The sequence below is a fragment of the Metabacillus sp. RB-C-LZQ-3-1 genome (genome assembly GCF_058315175.1).
Window position 1 is genome coordinate 26,440 of record NZ_JBZFLI010000029.1, and the last position, 15,906, is coordinate 42,345.

Below are 15,906 nucleotides of genomic sequence, written 5' to 3' on the forward strand. Positions count from 1 at the left end.
CTGTCTTCCCGCTCTTTTATATTCTAGGTTTTGTCGGATCACAAGATGGCATTTTAGTTTGAGCTGACTCCGCCAATTTCATTAGGTAATAACACTCTTCTCTCATCATATGATCTGCCATCAAAGGTGAAAAGGTACTAAGCATTTCCTTGTTTAACTCCATTTCTTCAACTTCAGCTAAAAATCCTCTGAATAACTCAATTTCGAGTTGTACTTCTTTATTCATTCTTGTTAACGCTGGGAAAGAATCAATATTTGCTCGTAAATATCCCGATAACTCAACCGCTTTTAAGTAAAATTCCTCAAAGTCTTTAACATATTCATCACTTTTTCGTTTGAGCTTTTTTTCTGTGGCATCTAATTCGTCAGAAACAGCCCCTGCATGACCAGCTGCATCTAATAGCCACAATAGATGGTGATGTAGCTCATGAAATATCGGCGGGGCTTCCTTTCTTTTTAAATAAGAAAGAACGTGTAAATATTCCTCAAGCTCATTGACCATATGATTAATAAAAGTAGGGGAGAGATGAATTTTGATTTCTCCCGCTATATGTCTTCTAATGATTGAGAGCTTGAACTCTCGAAACTCCTTCACATATTCCTCTGATTCTAATGTTAAGGATGTTAAATTTGATTGTTCTCTTGCTTTTTTTAATAAGGTATCAAATATATCTCTATAATCCTTGGCTTTTTCAATATCTTTTTTTTCCATGACTGCTAATGATTCTAAAATAAACCTTGCATGATCTCCAAGTACCTGCAACCAGAATTGATGCTCAAAAGCAGCAGCTTCCTCAAAAGTTTTCATCTTTTTTTGACCTCCTCATACACTCTTCATTAATGTGTATGTTTATAGAACTCGTTTTAGTAAAAGAAGAGTGGTTATTCAGTAATAGGACAATACACGAAAGAATATATATATTCTTGTTCAACCACTAACAAACGAGGAGGGTTTCTTCATGTTTTTTCACATCAAGGAACTTCAATACAATGCGAAACCCGAACGTCCAGACGCTGTATACGCAAAAAAGCTTCAGGAAATTTTAGGTGGTCAATTCGGCGAAATATCTGTTGCCTTGCAATACTTATTTCAAGGATGGGCAACAAGATGTCCAGGAAAGTATAAAGACATGTTATTAGATATAGGAACTGAGGAACTTGCTCATATCGAAATGCTAGCAACCATGATTGGAAGATTACTTGATAACGCACCCTTAAAAGAACAGGAGGAGGCTGCGAAAAACCCTGTAATTGAAGCTGTACTAGGCGGTATGAATCCGCAGCATGCAATTGTATCTGGATTAGGAGCAATGCCAGCGGATAGTGTAGGTAATCGCTGGACAGCAGATTATATTATTGCTAGTGGTAATTTGTTGGCAGATTTTCGAGCAAATCTTAATGCAGAGTCACAAGGCCGTTTACAAGCTGTTCGTTTATATGAAGCAACGGATGACCGCGGAGTCAAAGATATGCTGTCATTTTTAATTGCGAGAGATCGGATGCATCAAAATCAATGGATAGCAGCTATTGCAGAGCTAGAAGCCAAGGAAGGAAGAACGGTACCAAATACATTCCCAATACAGTTGGAAGCACAGGCGTTCTCATATAAATTTATGAATCTATCAAGAGGTGAAGAAAGTGCACAAGGCCGTTGGGCCAGTGGACCAAGTATGGATGGTCAAGGTGTTTTTGAATACGTACAACACCCGCAACCGCACGCTCCAAAACCAGTCTTGCGCCCAGCACCGCCTGTGTACCATAATACACCGCCTAGTAGTTGTTAAGAACAAAAGCGCAAAACGCCCGTTTATCGGTAATAATCATAAGGCGCTTGCGCTTTTGTTACATCATCGAGTTTAATGGTAGATATGTTTTTCCCAATACACGTATTGTTCGTCCTGCTCTACTTTATTCATAAATAGCTTTTCTAATACACGAATGGAAGCGTGATTCGTTTTTAAGCATTCCGCAATGATTTTATTTACTTGACCTGTTTGAAAAGCCCAGTCAAATAATGCTTGAACTGCCTCAGTCGCATATCCTTTGTTTTGTGCATCAGGATAGATACCATATCCAACTTCTACAACACCATGATCTGGTTTTCCTTTAAAACCTATATCACCAATTAATTGCTGATTCTTTTGTGAGAATACAAGCCACACTCCCCATCCAAGAAGATCTTTATCCATTTCTAGTTCTTCTAAATAGTGTTGGATATGAGGCTTTACTTCTTTGTCATCTTCCAGCAAATTATCTACACAAGGTTTGATGATTAATCGTTTCGTTCTAATCTCCATATTTTTCCCCACTCTCTCATATTCAGTCCTCAGGTTCTGAAATTGGGAGTTGAATTGAAATTGTTGTACCACTAGTATCGCTCTCAATGCTGACATCTCCATTATGATGTTTCACAATTTCAAAACTGACCATAACTCCTAATCCTGTACCATTTTCTTTTGTTGTAAAAAAGGGTTCACCTATCCTTTTTAGGATTTCCTTTGGAATGCCTGGTCCTTCATCTTGAATCTTTATCACAACAGAAGAATCATCAAATTGAGCAACACTTAACGTAATGGAACCTCCATTCTTCATTGCCTCTATTGCATTTTTTATGAAATTAATAAAAACCTGCTTTAATTTATTTTCATCACACAAAACAAATAAAGGCTTATGAAGAAGTTTAGTCGAAATATGAACATTATGTAAAATTGCTTGTGATTTCGTGAGGGCTACAACATGCTGTAAAATTCCTTGAATATCCTTATGGCGATAACGTTCTAATTGCGGCTTTGCTAATGCTAATAATTCACTCAAAATAATTTCCATTCGATTAATTTCAGCAGAGATAACAGTGAAAAATTCTTGTTTATAGTTTTTCCCACTGTCCATCAACTGTAAGAAGCCTTTTATCGCAGTAATAGGATTGCGTATTTCATGAGCGATTCCAGCTGCTAATTGACCAGCAACGGCTAATTTTTCTGAGTTAATCATCATTTCATGGGCTAGCTTTCTTTCTGAAATATCTCTAATAATCAAATAAACTGCCTGATTTTCTTGAAAAATGGTAGGAATCGCTTTAACTCCAACATCCAATTCTTCTCCGTTTAAACGAAGCATCTTTTCCTCAAGCAGATCTGATGCTATTCCCTGCTCAGCCATGCTTAAATTATGGCTAAGCATACTTGAGTAACCTTGAAAAAATCGACTCACTTCTTTTCCTAAAACATCTTCAACATCATTTCCACCTAGCAACTGGGAAGCTTTTTTGTTCGCAAAAACAACCCGTTGCTCCTGACTAATGATCACTCCATCAGGAGAATGTTCTATCAGACTGCGATGAAGACGTTCACTTTCCTTTAGCTTCTTTCTTTGTTCGTTAAAATCAGTTATATCCTTTGCAATGCCATAAACACCGATAATCTCATTATCAATAATAATGGGAGAATTCGTTACTTCTAAATCCACTCTGTTGTTATTTTTCGTTATTATTGTACATTCGTATTGTTGGATTGCTCCGTTTAATGCGTGATGAAACTTTGTATGTACATCTGCAAGATGATTCTCTACTACTATATCCTTATAAAAGAAACGGGTTAATTCATCCTGTCTATATCCCGATATCTTTTCACAAGCACGGTTTACCTTTACAAACTTGCCTTCAAGATCCAATGCATAGTAAGCTTCTTGCTTGGATTCTTCAAAAAGCGGTTTAATAAACGGGCTTTCTTTTATAAAGATTTCCAGCTTTTCTTTCTTTCGCTCTATTTGTATGCTATTCATGGTGTTCCCCTTCCTAGTTTTCAAAAGAATATGTATGCTTTATGAACTAGTACCCATTTTTTTATTTTACACTATCTAGTTTTCAAACTCTTCCCTTTTTTACAAATGTTTCTTTCATTAACAATAAGCATAAGCGACTTGATCTGCCTCTTGCAAATAAGTAGCAAATGAATAAATGACGTTTTGGCTTCAATTCATTTGCTGCTAAACCCCTAAAGACAGTTAATCAAAGAGTTTTATATTTCCTATGCATAAAGAAAAAGCAAAAAGCTGACAATCTGTCAATGATCTGAAGGGGGGAGATCATTGCATCATGTCAGCTTCATTATCTATATAAAGAGTAATGGCTTTTCCTATTGCTAGATGTAAGTACTATGCGTTTGTTGCATCACGATTTGTCAGTTTAATTTTGACCGTTACTTTTTCACCTGCACGGTAAAGTGTTACGTCTACTTCTTCACCTATCTCTGTTTCTGTATAAAGAAACTTCCTTAGGTCACTCGCATTCGTAATCGCTTGATCGTTCATTGAAACAATCACATCTTGTTGCTTTATGCCTGCCTCATCAGCCGGGGAATTTGGTGAGACATTTCCAACGATTACACCTTTAGTTATATCCTTAGGCAGTTTCATTTGTTCCTGCAAGTAATACTGAGGAATTTCACTCATCTCTACTAAACCTACTCCCAGGAATGGGCGTTGGATTTTCCCATTATTCATTAACTCTTCAGCAATAGGTAGCACATCATTACTCGGAATAGCAAATCCTAAACCTTCGACACCACTTTCTGTTATCTTTAGGCTATTGATTCCAATAACCTGTCCGCTCATATTGATTAGCGGCCCACCGCTGTTACCAGGATTTATCGCTGCATCTGTTTGAAGAACATCTAGTGCCCAATTACCTTCAGATGTTGTGACATCAATTGTTCGGTCAACCCCGCTAATAATTCCTTGTGTTACAGTTCTTGAGAACTCTTCACCCAATGGATTTCCAATTGCAATGACATTTTCTCCTGTTCGAAGCTTTGAGGAGTCACCCATTTCAGCTACAACTGTCACATGATCAGCATCAATTTTCAAAACGGCAATATCTGTTAATGCATCTGTACCAACTAATTCTGCTTTTACTTTTTCCCCACTATATAGCGTCACTTCAATCGATTGGGCACCCTCAATAACATGGTTATTTGTAATAATATAACCAGCGTTGCCTTCCTTCTTAAAAATCACGCCAGAACCTGTTCCACTTTCAACACTTTCACTAGTTGGATTTCTAAACATGTCCCCACTTGTTTGTGTTTGTATATTTGTAATTCCAACAATCGCTGGAGATAAGCTATCTACAATATCTGCAATCGGGTTTGAGCTATTTGATAATGCTTGTGTATTAACTGTCGCTGTTGAATTTTCATTTTGAGCAGCTGTTTCAACAGCTTGGTTATTTTCTGTTACATTAGGTTGCTGTTGATCATTTGTAAAAGTGGTCACCCCTAGTACAAGTGCTCCCCCAACTACTCCACTAATAATGGAAGAAAAAATAGGTTTAAAGTTTTTGCGCGGCTTTTTGTATTCGCGTGTTATTTCTGTTTCATCATAATATCCCATGTTAACTACCTCCAAAATATTATTCAGTTTTTTATTTAAACACCCTGTGAACTTACAAATCCACCTATGACAATTAATAGCAATAAAAGTGAAATACCTGTAAAAATAATAGCTCTCATTGTTCAGATCTCCTTTTCGGGTTTCAACTTAATTTGTTCGCTTTTTTGATTAGCTTAAGTATATGAAAAGAGTTTGGGATAATAATGAGAGAATTATGGGAAATTGTGAAATTACTCAACGAGAAAGAATGAAGGTTGTATAATAGCGTTGAGAGGAAGTGAAAAAAATGAGTTACAACGTGTATTTAGTTGAAGATGAACAAAATTTAAATGAATTATTAACAATGTACTTAAAAAATGAAAATTGGTCTGTCACCTCTTTCATGACTGGTTCTGATGCCAGAAAATTAATAAACACTCCACCACATTTGTGGATTTTAGATATTATGCTACCTGATATTGATGGATATCAATTAATTAGGGAAATTAAAGCTGCTACACCCGATGTACCTGTTATCTTTATATCTGCAAGGGATGCAGATATTGATCGTGTATTAGGACTAGAACTAGGAAGTGATGATTACATCTCAAAGCCATTTCTCCCTAGAGAACTCGTCATTCGTGCTCAAAAAATTTTATCAAGAACATATACAGATGAATCTAATACCTCTAGTCATCTGATACAGCTTGATCCATATGAAATTGATGAACAAGTACGGATCGTTTACTTTAAAGGTAATGAGGTCAACCTCACCTCTAAGGAATTTGATCTTCTTCAGCTTTTCCTTCACAACAAAGGGCAAGCTTTTTCTAGAGAACAAATCCTAACAAACTTATGGGGAGAGGATTACTTTGGAACAGACCGTGTTGTGGATGATTTAGTAAGAAGGTTAAGAAAAAAGATGCCGGAATTAAAGCTGGAAACGATTTATGGCTTTGGATATAGGATGCTAAAAGGATGAAAAACAAACCATTAGCTTTTCAAATATGGATCGTTTTCTCAGGAATCCTTTTAGTCATATCACTTTTATTAGTTATTTTATTTCCTACAACTTTACGTGGTTTTTTTACAAAAGAAATTTATAAGACAATCGAAAATGAACAACTTGTATTAACAGAGTATGGAAATCCTGGAAATAATATTGGGATTGAAAAACAAAACGACCGTACGGTGTCCCATTTAGTCCTTCCAATTCAAAGTGCATTTTACTTATATTCAGATGAACTACCAATTGATTTTATTAGGCATACGCAGGAATTGGCAATGAATCAAACAAGGTCGGTTGAGCGTTATGAGAAAAATTTAAAAAACCAGACACTTTTTTATGTTATTCGAAAGCTAACCGTGAATGGGGAACCAAGCTATCTATTATCATATTCATGGGATTCCTATCGGAATGATCTTGTCTTCACTCTTTTTCGTCAGTTAATGATTATCATGGCGATTGTCTTTTTATTTAGTTGGATCCCATCTATATGGCTGGCCCGCTATTTATCGAAGCCTCTTGTAAAGCTTGAAAAACACGTAAAAAACATCTCAGATCAAGAATGGCATGAGCCTGTTGAAGTTGATCGAAATGATGAAATTGGCAAGCTTGGGCAAACCATTGAAAAAATGCGCCAGCACCTTGTGAGAAAAGATGAAGCCCAGCAGACTTTATTACAAAATATTTCACATGATTTAAAAACACCTGTCATGGTCATAAGAGGATATGCAAGGTCTGTTAATGATGGGATCTTTCCAAAAGGAGACCTCTCAAGCACTATGGATGTAATTGAAGATGAATCAGAAAAACTTGAGAAAAAAATAAAGGATTTACTTTATTTAACCAAACTGGACTTTTTATCAACACGGAAACCAAGGAAAAGCGAGTTTCGCCTTGATACACTCATTCGAGAAGAAGTTGAACGAATAAAATGGGCAAAATCAGGCTTAAAATGGGATTTAAAGCTAGAAGAAGGAATGATTAATGGCGATTCCGAACAATGGGAAAAGCTTCTGGAGAATCTTCTTGAAAATTCATTAAGATATGCGGATCAAATGATTTCTATCTCCATTTCTAAGGATGGCGATAAGCTCCTGCTCACCATTTGGAATGATGGACCGCCGATTGATGAAGATATGATGGAACAGCTTTTCGAGCCATTTCAAAAAGGAGAAAAAGGTGAGTTTGGAATCGGACTTAGTATTGTAAAACGAATTGCTGATTTACATAATGCCAAAGTTTGGGCTGTGAACGAAAGAAATGGTGCTGCATTTTATTTAGAAATACCTTCAGGAAATAGCCTGGCAAACTAGTTTGCCAGGCTTCTTTTATCCCACTAATACTGTCCATAAAGATCTGATTGGTTCAACAAACCATTAGTGTGGGATGAACCTCCCACTGATGGAAGTTTCTCTTTATTTCGGATACGTCATCTCTTCAGGTTTTACATACTGATCAAATTCCTCTGCTGTTAGTAATTGAAGCTGAATAGCGGCTTCCTTTAATGTTTTATCTTCTTTATGAGCGAGCTTTGCTATTTTAGCAGCATTTTCATAACCGATATGCGGGTTTAATGCTGTTACAAGCATCAATGAATCTTTTACATACTTTTCAATAACAGGTATATTTGCTTCGATCCCAACCGCACATTTATCATGGAAGGAATTCATTCCATCAGATAAAAGCTGGACGGATTGGAGGAAATTATAAATAATAACGGGCTTAAACACATTTAATTCAAAGTTTCCCTGGCTTGCAGCAAAGCCGATGGTCGCATCATTTCCCATAACCTGAACAGCAATCATTGTGATTGCTTCACTTTGTGTTGGATTGACTTTCCCCGGCATAATAGAGCTTCCCGGTTCATTTTCCGGAATGGTAATCTCACCAATTCCACATCTTGGTCCACTTGCAAGCAAACGTACATCATTAGCAATTTTCATTAAATTGGCAGCTAATGCCTTTAACGCACCATGAGCGTACACCGTCTCATCATGACTTGTTAGTGCATGAAATTTATTGCTTGAGGATTTAAATTCTTTTTTCGTAAATTGACTAATTTCCTTTGCAACACGGTCCCCAAATTCAGGATGTGCATTAATCCCTGTTCCAACCGCAGTTCCGCCAATTGCTAAATTTTTCATATAGGCTGTGGCATGCTCAATCATTTCCTTTGTTTGTGAAAGCATATAAGCCCATCCACTAATTTCCTGACCTAAGGTTAATGGTGTTGCATCCTGTAAATGAGTACGACCAATTTTCACCACATTCTTAAACTGCTCTACTTTCTTATTCAATGTGGCAAAAAGCTGATCAATCGCTGGGATAAGCTTTGTTTCTACCGCTAGTACTCCCGCAATATGCATGGCAGTTGGGAATGTATCATTTGAACTTTGACTCATGTTCACATCATCATTTGGATGAATAACTTCATTGATTCCCCTTTCCTTTAATAGTTCATTCCCTCTTCTAGCCACAACCTCATTGACATTCATATTACTCTGCGTACCGCTTCCAGTTTGCCATACTACAAGTGGAAAATGATCAATTAATTTTCCTTCTATAATTTCATCACATGCATGAATGATCGCAGCTGCTTTTGAAGGATGTAGCTTTCCAAGTGATTCATTAACAAGCGCAGCACTTCTTTTTAAGATGGCAAAGCCTGTAATGACCTCATTTGGCATTTTTTCCGTACCAATTTTAAAATTATGTCTGCTTCGTTGTGTTTGTGCTCCCCAATACTTATCAGCTGGTACTTGAATTTCACCCATTGTGTCTTTCTCTACACGATAATTCAAAATAACACCTCCGAAAAATGACTTCACTCCTCTATTGTATGATTTTTCCTTTGGTTTTAAAAGGGAAGCCATTCTTCCCGCCATTCAATGAAATTTCAAAGTATATTATTTTTTAATATTATAATTTTATTTAAATTTTTTCATAAAACTTAGTTTATCGGATAGACAAACTAAGTTGATGATGCTATAATAAAAACCAGTTAAAGATTATCTTACTAGTAAGTACAATTTGTAAGCGATATCAGTTACTAGATAAATAGATTATTAGGAGGATACAAAATGAGTTACTTTAAAGAAATTTCAAACATTCAATATGAAGGTTCTAGATCACAAAATCCTTTTTCATTTAAATATTATAATCCTAAAGAAATAATTAACGGAAAATCCATGGAAGAAATTCTTCGCTTTTCTGTTGCTTATTGGCATACATTTACAGCTGATGGATCTGATCCATTCGGGGTAGGAACTGCCATTCGCCCTTGGAACCACTTACAAGGAATGGATTTAGCTAAAGCAAGGGTAGAAGCTGCATTTGAGTTTTTTGAGAAGCTTGATGTTCCTTTTTTCTGCTTCCATGATGTGGACATTGCCCCTGAAGGTTCGACATTAGCAGAAACATATAAAAATATCGACACAATTGTTGCGATGATTAAGGAATATATGAGTACAAGTAAAACAAAGCTATTATGGAATACAGCAAATATGTTTACTCATCCTAGATATGTTCATGGAGCAGCTACTTCTAACAACGCAGACGTTTTTGCCTACTCAGCAGCAAAAGTAAAAAAAGGATTGGAAGTAGGAAAAGAGCTCGGAGCAGAAAACTATGTGTTCTGGGGTGGACGTGAAGGCTATGAAACACTCCTTAATACGAACATGAAGCTTGAGCAAGATAATCTCGCTCGTTTATTCCATATGGCAATTGATTATGCAAAGGAAATCGGCTTTGATGCTCCATTCTTAATTGAGCCGAAACCAAAGGAACCTACTAAACACCAATATGATTTTGATGTAGCAACAGGATTGGCCTTTTTACAAAAATATGGCTTAACAGATTATTTCAAATTTAATATAGAAGCAAACCACGCTACTCTTGCTGGGCATACATTTGAACATGAATTACGTGTGGCCCGTATTAATAATATGCTGGGTTCGGTTGATGCAAACCAAGGTGATTCATTACTGGGATGGGATACTGATGAATTCCCAACAGACTTATATTCAACAACACTAGCGATGTATGAGATCTTACAAAATGGCGGGCTTGGTAAAGGCGGATTAAACTTTGATGCCAAAGTACGAAGAGGCTCATTTGATGCAGAAGATCTTTTCCATGCACATATTGCAGGAATGGACAGCTTTGCAATTGGCTTAAAAGTAGCAAACAAGCTTCTTGAAGATCGAGTATTAGAAGACTTTATTGAACAAAGATATAGCAGCTATTCTGAAGGCATTGGACTTGAGATTGTAGAAGGAAAAACAGACTTCCACAAACTAGAGAAATATGCTCTAAATTTAACAGAAATTAAAAATCAATCCGGTCGTCAAGAACGATTGAAAGCAATAGTCAATCAATACATTCTAGAAACACTTTAATTTATCACGTGTGCTAGGTTACCTAGCACACGATCTGGATTGTATTACTCAAGAAAGGAGAATAGAGACAGTATTGTTGAAAAGTTTTGCAAACGTTATCTTTTTGTGATAATCAACATTCAACTGACTCTATAAACAACATTATGAAAAAACAAAATTCAATCTATATCCTTGTCATCACACTTGTTGCAACACTCGGAGGATTGCTCTTCGGTTACGATACTGCCGTTATTTCAGGAGCTGAAAAGTCTCTTGAAGCGTATTTTATAGATAGCTTAGGACTTGATACATTTATCCACGGAGTTACAACTTCCAGTGCACTAATCGGGTGTATTATTGGGGGAATCATTTCAGGATACTTTGCTTCAAATTTTGGACGTAAAAAGTCTCTATTCATTGCAGCTGTCTTATTTATTCTGTCAGCACTAGGTTCAGCATATCCGGAATTTCTATTTTTTACAGTTGGTGAGCCTACTGTTTCACTGTTAATAACATTTAATATTTACCGTATTTTAGGTGGTATTGGCGTAGGACTGGCTTCTGCTATTTGTCCTATGTATATTAGTGAAATTGCTCCGGCAAATATTCGCGGCCGGTTAGTTTCCTTTAATCAATTTGCTATTATCTTTGGGATGCTAGTGGTTTACTTTGTAAACTGGGGAATTGCAAGAGGACAATCATTAGAATGGATCAATGATATTGGCTGGAGATATATGTTTGCTTCTGAAGCGATCCCAGCCGTGTTATTTGCAGTCCTATTATTATTCGTACCAGAGACACCTCGTTATTTGGCAATGAAAAAGGAAGAAACAAAAGCTTTACACATACTTGAGAAAATCAATGGTACTGCAGAAGCAAAAAACATTTTATCGGAAATTAAACAAACGGTTACAATTCCTAAAGGTAAGCTTTTCTCTTATGGAAAATTAGTCATTGTTATTGGGATCTTGCTTTCAGTATTCCAACAGTTTGTTGGAATCAATGTCGCTTTATATTACGCTCCCCGCATTTTCGAAAGTATGGGAGCTGCAAAAGATGCATCCATGCTTCAAACAATCGTAATGGGCTTAGTAAATGCGATCTTTACAATCGTTGCCATTTTAACTGTTGATAAATGGGGACGTAAGCCATTGTTAATTGTAGGTTCCATCGGAATGGCATTAGGTATGTTTGGTGTTTCCGCGATGGCATTCAGTGGAATAATCGGGATTAGCACCCTTTTATTCATCATTGTTTACACAGCATCTTTCATGATGTCTTGGGGGCCAATTTGTTGGGTGCTTATTTCCGAAATCTTCCCTAATAAAATTAGAGGACAAGCAGTGGCCATTGCTGTTGCCGCACAATGGGCTGCTAACTACTTTATCTCCTCAACGTACCCGATGATGATGGAATACAGCGGAGGATTAACATACGGATTCTACGGAGTCATGAGTATTCTATCAGCCATCTTTGTTTGGAAGTTTGTACCTGAAACAAAAGGAAAAACATTGGAACAAATGGAGAATTTATGGAAACGCAAACAAAATAAAAGAATTGCATAGTGAAAAGGCGTTGGAGTTTTTCCAACGCCTTTTTCCTATATTAAATTGTCTGCAATCCTGCTTGATTTAAGAAATTCCACGGCTTGTTGTAATGTGGCTGGAAGAAGAAATCAACAAAACCTAATTCGTCCATAGTCATGCCGGTTTGGATACAGACTGATAGTGTATTAATAGACTGTGTAACATCTACCTTAGACATGACCTGTGCCCCTACAATTCGTTTTGTATCTTCTTCATAGACAACTTTTAAGGTAATATTTTCAAAAGTCGGCATGAATTCCGGCCGATCATGCTCAAATATTGTGATACTTTTCACATTCATCCCCATACGAAGTGCTGAGGTTTCTGTTAAACCTGTTGTCGCAATGTTTTGATCATAAATTTTAATACCAGATGTGCCTTGTGTTCCCATATAGCGAATTGTCGGTTTTACTAAGTTTTTTGCTACTAGTGTTCCCATTCGCACCGCATTTGTTGCTAATGGGATATACGCATACTCACCTGTTGGATTGTAGCGAATCGCACAGCTATCACCTGCTGCAAATACGTCTTTATGACTTGTTCTCATATAATCGTCGACTTTAATCGCACCATTATGAAGCATCTCAATTTGACCTTTAACTAAGTGCGTATTCGGTTGGAAGCCAATGCAAAGGATAACAAGCTCTGCTTCATACGTTCCTTTTGTCGTTTCAACACCCGTTACCTTCTCATTATTTCCTACAAAACGAGTCACTGTTTCACCTAAGGCAAGTTTTACATTCCGATCTTGAAAATCTTGTTCGATTACATCTGTAAATGCTTTATCTAAATACTTGCTTAAGATTCTCTCTTCACCATCAATAAGTGTTACGTTTTTGCCACTCATTTCAAAAGCTTCTACTAATTCAATACCTATATAACCTGCACCTACAACAACAATGTTTTGTACATCCTTTGCTTTTTCAATAATTGTGTTAGCATGATGGAAGTTTTTACATAATAAAACATTTTCCATATCGATGCCTTCAATTTTAGGAATAACTGGCCATGAACCTGTTGTTATAACAAGCTTATCAAATGTATCGTAAACAATTGAGTTTGTTGTTAGGTTTTTTGCAGTGATTGTTTTCTCTTCAACATTAATATCACAGACTTCATGCTTTATTCGCATGTTTACACCGAGATTTGTTAATTCCTCAGGTGTACAATAAAATAAACCATTTGGATCCTCTACAACCCCACTAACATGCAAAGCAATGCCACAAGATAGAAAAGAAATAGTATCATTTTTTTCGTAAACTGTAATTTCTGCCTCTGGGTATAGTTTTATCATATTTGAAACAGCAGCGGTTCCTGCATGTGTACATCCAATAACAGCAATTTTCATGTAAAATTCCTCCTAAGAATGATCGTTAATTTTATTTGTGAATAATTTCACATAAATTTGTGAAACACTTCACATTCACTTGATGACTTTATTATAATGCACCCCTTTCAAAAACTCAATACCCTTTGTGAAGTTTTTCACAATAAAATTTTAAATAGGTGTGAGCTCTTCTCTCACACCTATTTATCTTTTTAATCTTCTTTATATTCGATTACCACTCCATCAGCATGTTTACGTTTCATTAATTTCTTCTTTTTCCTTATATCCTTTGCATCAAAAACCTGATCTAAGTCATATTGATCTGGATATAACTCTTCTGCCTGGATAAAAGGTTTTACCCTTTTATGATTGATTGTTACTTTCTCCCCCTTCACTACAAGCTTTAGTTCTCCCATCGTATTTAAGGTTTTTTCGACAATACCCTTTGTTTGCAGGTGCGGGATCCAAACTGCGTCCCCTACTTGATAGGATTGAATCTGCTTATCCTCTCTCTGAACTTTATTATGGCGTAATCTTTCTCTTTCCTTTATTGCAGGAATAATTGTTGTGTCTTTAGTTGGTTGACGGCAGGATATTTCTTTTGCTCTTTCGATAATTTCCATTGGCATTCCTAATTTTTGGGCAATTGAGAATGCTTGACTGTCTCCTCCTTTTCCAACAATTAATCTATATAAAGGTTGTAGAGTTTCTATATTAAAATCCATTGATCCATTTTGGAAGCCTGCTGCTTTTTCAGCAAAATCCTTAATCTCACTATAATGTGTTGTTGCAACAAGCATCGCACCTGAGTTGTATAGAGCTTCAAGAATTGATATCGCTAGCCCCATTCCTTCTCTCGGATCTGTCCCTGAGCCAATTTCATCAAGAATCACAAGAGTTTCTTCACGTGAAGTCTTTAAAATCTCAATGACATTTGTTATATGTGATGAAAAAGTACTTAAAGAATGCTCGATGCTTTGCTTATCACCAATGTCAACGAAGATGTTTTTCACTATACAAAAACAGCTGTCAGGATCTGCTGGAATATGAAGACCTGATTGAACCATCATCGCTAATAAGCCGATTGTTTTGATTGTAACAGTTTTTCCACCTGTATTTGGTCCAGTTATGACTAATGCCATGTATTCCTTCCCAAGCGTCATAGTTAATGGAACAGCACTTGCCCCAAGCAATGGATGTCTTACATTGTATAATTCAAAGCCTTCAGCTTGTTGAATTTTCACCTCATTTCCATTCATATATTTACTCAGCTTTGCCTTTGCAAAAATAAAGTCATACGAAACCATTCCTTCTATATTAATAAGCAGTTCGTGTTTATAGGATGCTGTCATATCTGTTAAATGGCCTAATATCTTTTGAATCTCGACTTCCTCTTCTGCTTTTAAATAGGTCAGTTCGTCTTGTAGTTTGTTTATATCATCTGGTTCCATAAAAACCGTTTGCCCGCTGGAAGATTGGTCAACGATTGTTCCTGAAAATTTACGTTTATATTCACTTTTCACTGGTACTACATATCTCCCATTTCGAACACTGATCACCTGTTCTTGGAGATAAGAAGAAGATGTTTTCATTATTTGACCAAGCTTTGTTTTTATTTTTTCATCAATGGAAACTAGCTTGTTCCTTAATTTAGCTAAAGATCTACTTGCATAATCGTCCACTTGATTATTCCGAATACATCTTGATACTTCCTCTGCAAGGTCTGTTAACTCGTAAAGAGAGTATGCATATGAACTAATTGTTGGTGCGTGATATTCTTGTTTGATCATAAATCGTTTGATTTTTTTGACACTATCCAGAAAGGTTCCTAAAAATTCAAATTGATCTGGTGTAGGCAGATAGCCTTTATCAACGAGTGTAACAATGTGCTCCACTCCATGTAACGAATGAACAGGGATACTAGAGGATTTTTCGATAATTGTACATGCCTCTGTTGTTTCATTTAGCCATCTTATTATTTTCCCTTGATCATTAATTGGTAAAAGGTCTAATGCTCGTTGTTTTGCAGCATCACTCATAGCATACTCACTAAGTAATGCCAATACTTTATCAAATTCTAGACTTTCAATTGTTTTCTTGTTCAATGGTTTGAACCTCCTATGTTAGTAAATAATCGAGTAGGAGGGGGTGACTAACCCCCGACCTCTCACACCACCGTACGTACCGTTCGGTATACGGCGGTTTCAATTAAGTCGAACGTAATATTTGATACCTTGTAAACAG

General features: G+C 36.5%; 12 protein-coding genes. 5 read left to right on the forward strand and 7 right to left on the reverse strand.

The genetic code is table 11. The features are described from left to right. Positions 1 to 16: 16 nt before the first annotated feature. The gene (locus AC4GZ8_RS24745; protein ID WP_491084548.1) at positions 17 to 808 is read right to left on the reverse strand and encodes a DUF2935 domain-containing protein; all 792 of its coding nucleotides are present in this window, start codon (positions 806 to 808) and stop codon (positions 17 to 19) included. Between the two features lie 151 nt (positions 809 to 959). Between AC4GZ8_RS24745 and AC4GZ8_RS24750 the strand changes: the two genes are divergently transcribed. Next, complete coding sequence (locus AC4GZ8_RS24750) at positions 960 to 1,784, forward strand: manganese catalase (protein ID WP_491084549.1); 825 nt, start codon at positions 960 to 962, stop codon at positions 1,782 to 1,784. Positions 1,785 to 1,856: 72 nt separating this feature from the next. On the opposite strand, the gene AC4GZ8_RS24755 is transcribed toward AC4GZ8_RS24750, so the two are convergent. The 3 genes from AC4GZ8_RS24755 to AC4GZ8_RS24765 all read right to left on the reverse strand — a co-directional run bounded on the left by AC4GZ8_RS24755 (position 1,857) and on the right by AC4GZ8_RS24765 (position 5,388). Beyond that, positions 1,857 to 2,297, reverse strand: a complete 441-nt coding sequence (locus AC4GZ8_RS24755) for a GNAT family N-acetyltransferase (RefSeq protein ID WP_491084550.1) — start codon at positions 2,295 to 2,297, stop codon at positions 1,857 to 1,859. Positions 2,298 to 2,319: 22 nt separating this feature from the next. Further along, the gene (locus AC4GZ8_RS24760; protein WP_491084551.1) at positions 2,320 to 3,780 is read right to left on the reverse strand and encodes a PAS domain S-box protein; all 1,461 of its coding nucleotides are present in this window, start codon (positions 3,778 to 3,780) and stop codon (positions 2,320 to 2,322) included. 372 nt (positions 3,781 to 4,152) lie between these two features. Then, complete coding sequence (locus AC4GZ8_RS24765; protein ID WP_491084552.1) at positions 4,153 to 5,388, reverse strand: S1C family serine protease; 1,236 nt, start codon at positions 5,386 to 5,388, stop codon at positions 4,153 to 4,155. A 286-nt stretch (positions 5,389 to 5,674) separates the two neighbouring features. Between AC4GZ8_RS24765 and AC4GZ8_RS24770 the strand changes: the two genes are divergently transcribed. Both AC4GZ8_RS24770 and AC4GZ8_RS24775 read left to right on the forward strand, forming a co-directional pair. Next, entirely contained in the window at positions 5,675 to 6,349 is a 675-nt protein-coding gene (locus AC4GZ8_RS24770; protein WP_491084553.1) for a response regulator transcription factor, read from the forward strand. Then, positions 6,346 to 7,686 carry a HAMP domain-containing sensor histidine kinase gene (locus AC4GZ8_RS24775; RefSeq protein ID WP_491084554.1) on the forward strand — a complete coding sequence of 447 codons (1,341 nt, stop codon included), beginning with the start codon at positions 6,346 to 6,348 and terminating at the stop codon, positions 7,684 to 7,686. The genes AC4GZ8_RS24770 and AC4GZ8_RS24775 overlap by 4 nt, the downstream gene beginning before the upstream one ends. A gap of 102 nt (positions 7,687 to 7,788) precedes the next feature. Here the strand turns inward: AC4GZ8_RS24775 and fumC are convergent, their stop codons facing one another. Then, positions 7,789 to 9,174 (reverse strand): class II fumarate hydratase, encoded by a 1,386-nt coding sequence (fumC, locus tag AC4GZ8_RS24780; protein WP_491084555.1) that lies wholly within the window; start codon positions 9,172 to 9,174, stop codon positions 7,789 to 7,791. 279 nt (positions 9,175 to 9,453) lie between these two features. Here fumC and xylA point away from each other — a divergent pair, with 279 nt between their 5' ends. After that, on the forward strand, positions 9,454 to 10,770 hold the full coding sequence (gene xylA / locus AC4GZ8_RS24785) for a xylose isomerase (RefSeq protein ID WP_491084556.1): 1,317 nt from the start codon (positions 9,454 to 9,456) through the stop codon (positions 10,768 to 10,770). Positions 10,771 to 10,910: 140 nt separating this feature from the next. Then, complete coding sequence (gene xylE / locus AC4GZ8_RS24790) at positions 10,911 to 12,314, forward strand: D-xylose transporter XylE (RefSeq protein WP_491084560.1); 1,404 nt, start codon at positions 10,911 to 10,913, stop codon at positions 12,312 to 12,314. A 40-nt stretch (positions 12,315 to 12,354) separates the two neighbouring features. Here the strand turns inward: xylE and AC4GZ8_RS24795 are convergent, their stop codons facing one another. Further along, entirely contained in the window at positions 12,355 to 13,683 is a 1,329-nt protein-coding gene (locus tag AC4GZ8_RS24795) for an FAD-dependent oxidoreductase (protein ID WP_491084557.1), read from the reverse strand. A 191-nt stretch (positions 13,684 to 13,874) separates the two neighbouring features. Then, positions 13,875 to 15,767 carry an endonuclease MutS2 gene (locus AC4GZ8_RS24800; RefSeq protein ID WP_491084558.1) on the reverse strand — a complete coding sequence of 631 codons (1,893 nt, stop codon included), beginning with the start codon at positions 15,765 to 15,767 and terminating at the stop codon, positions 13,875 to 13,877. Positions 15,768 to 15,906 lie beyond the last annotated feature (139 nt).

What these genes read in the sequence shown, in the direction of transcription:
- xylA (WP_491084556.1), top strand. Translation starts at nt 9,454, where the DNA reads ATGAGTTACTTTAAAGAAATTTCAAACATTCAATATGAAGGTTCTAGA.
- AC4GZ8_RS24750 (WP_491084549.1), top strand. Translation starts at nt 960, where the DNA reads ATGTTTTTTCACATCAAGGAACTTCAATACAATGCGAAACCCGAACGT.
- AC4GZ8_RS24755 (WP_491084550.1), bottom strand. Translation starts at nt 2,297, where the DNA reads ATGGAGATTAGAACGAAACGATTAATCATCAAACCTTGTGTAGATAAT.
- AC4GZ8_RS24745 (WP_491084548.1), bottom strand. Translation starts at nt 808, where the DNA reads ATGAAAACTTTTGAGGAAGCTGCTGCTTTTGAGCATCAATTCTGGTTG.
- AC4GZ8_RS24775 (WP_491084554.1), top strand. Translation starts at nt 6,346, where the DNA reads ATGAAAAACAAACCATTAGCTTTTCAAATATGGATCGTTTTCTCAGGA.
- AC4GZ8_RS24760 (WP_491084551.1), bottom strand. Translation starts at nt 3,780, where the DNA reads ATGAATAGCATACAAATAGAGCGAAAGAAAGAAAAGCTGGAAATCTTT.
- AC4GZ8_RS24795 (WP_491084557.1), bottom strand. Translation starts at nt 13,683, where the DNA reads ATGAAAATTGCTGTTATTGGATGTACACATGCAGGAACCGCTGCTGTT.
- AC4GZ8_RS24770 (WP_491084553.1), top strand. Translation starts at nt 5,675, where the DNA reads ATGAGTTACAACGTGTATTTAGTTGAAGATGAACAAAATTTAAATGAA.
- AC4GZ8_RS24765 (WP_491084552.1), bottom strand. Translation starts at nt 5,388, where the DNA reads ATGGGATATTATGATGAAACAGAAATAACACGCGAATACAAAAAGCCG.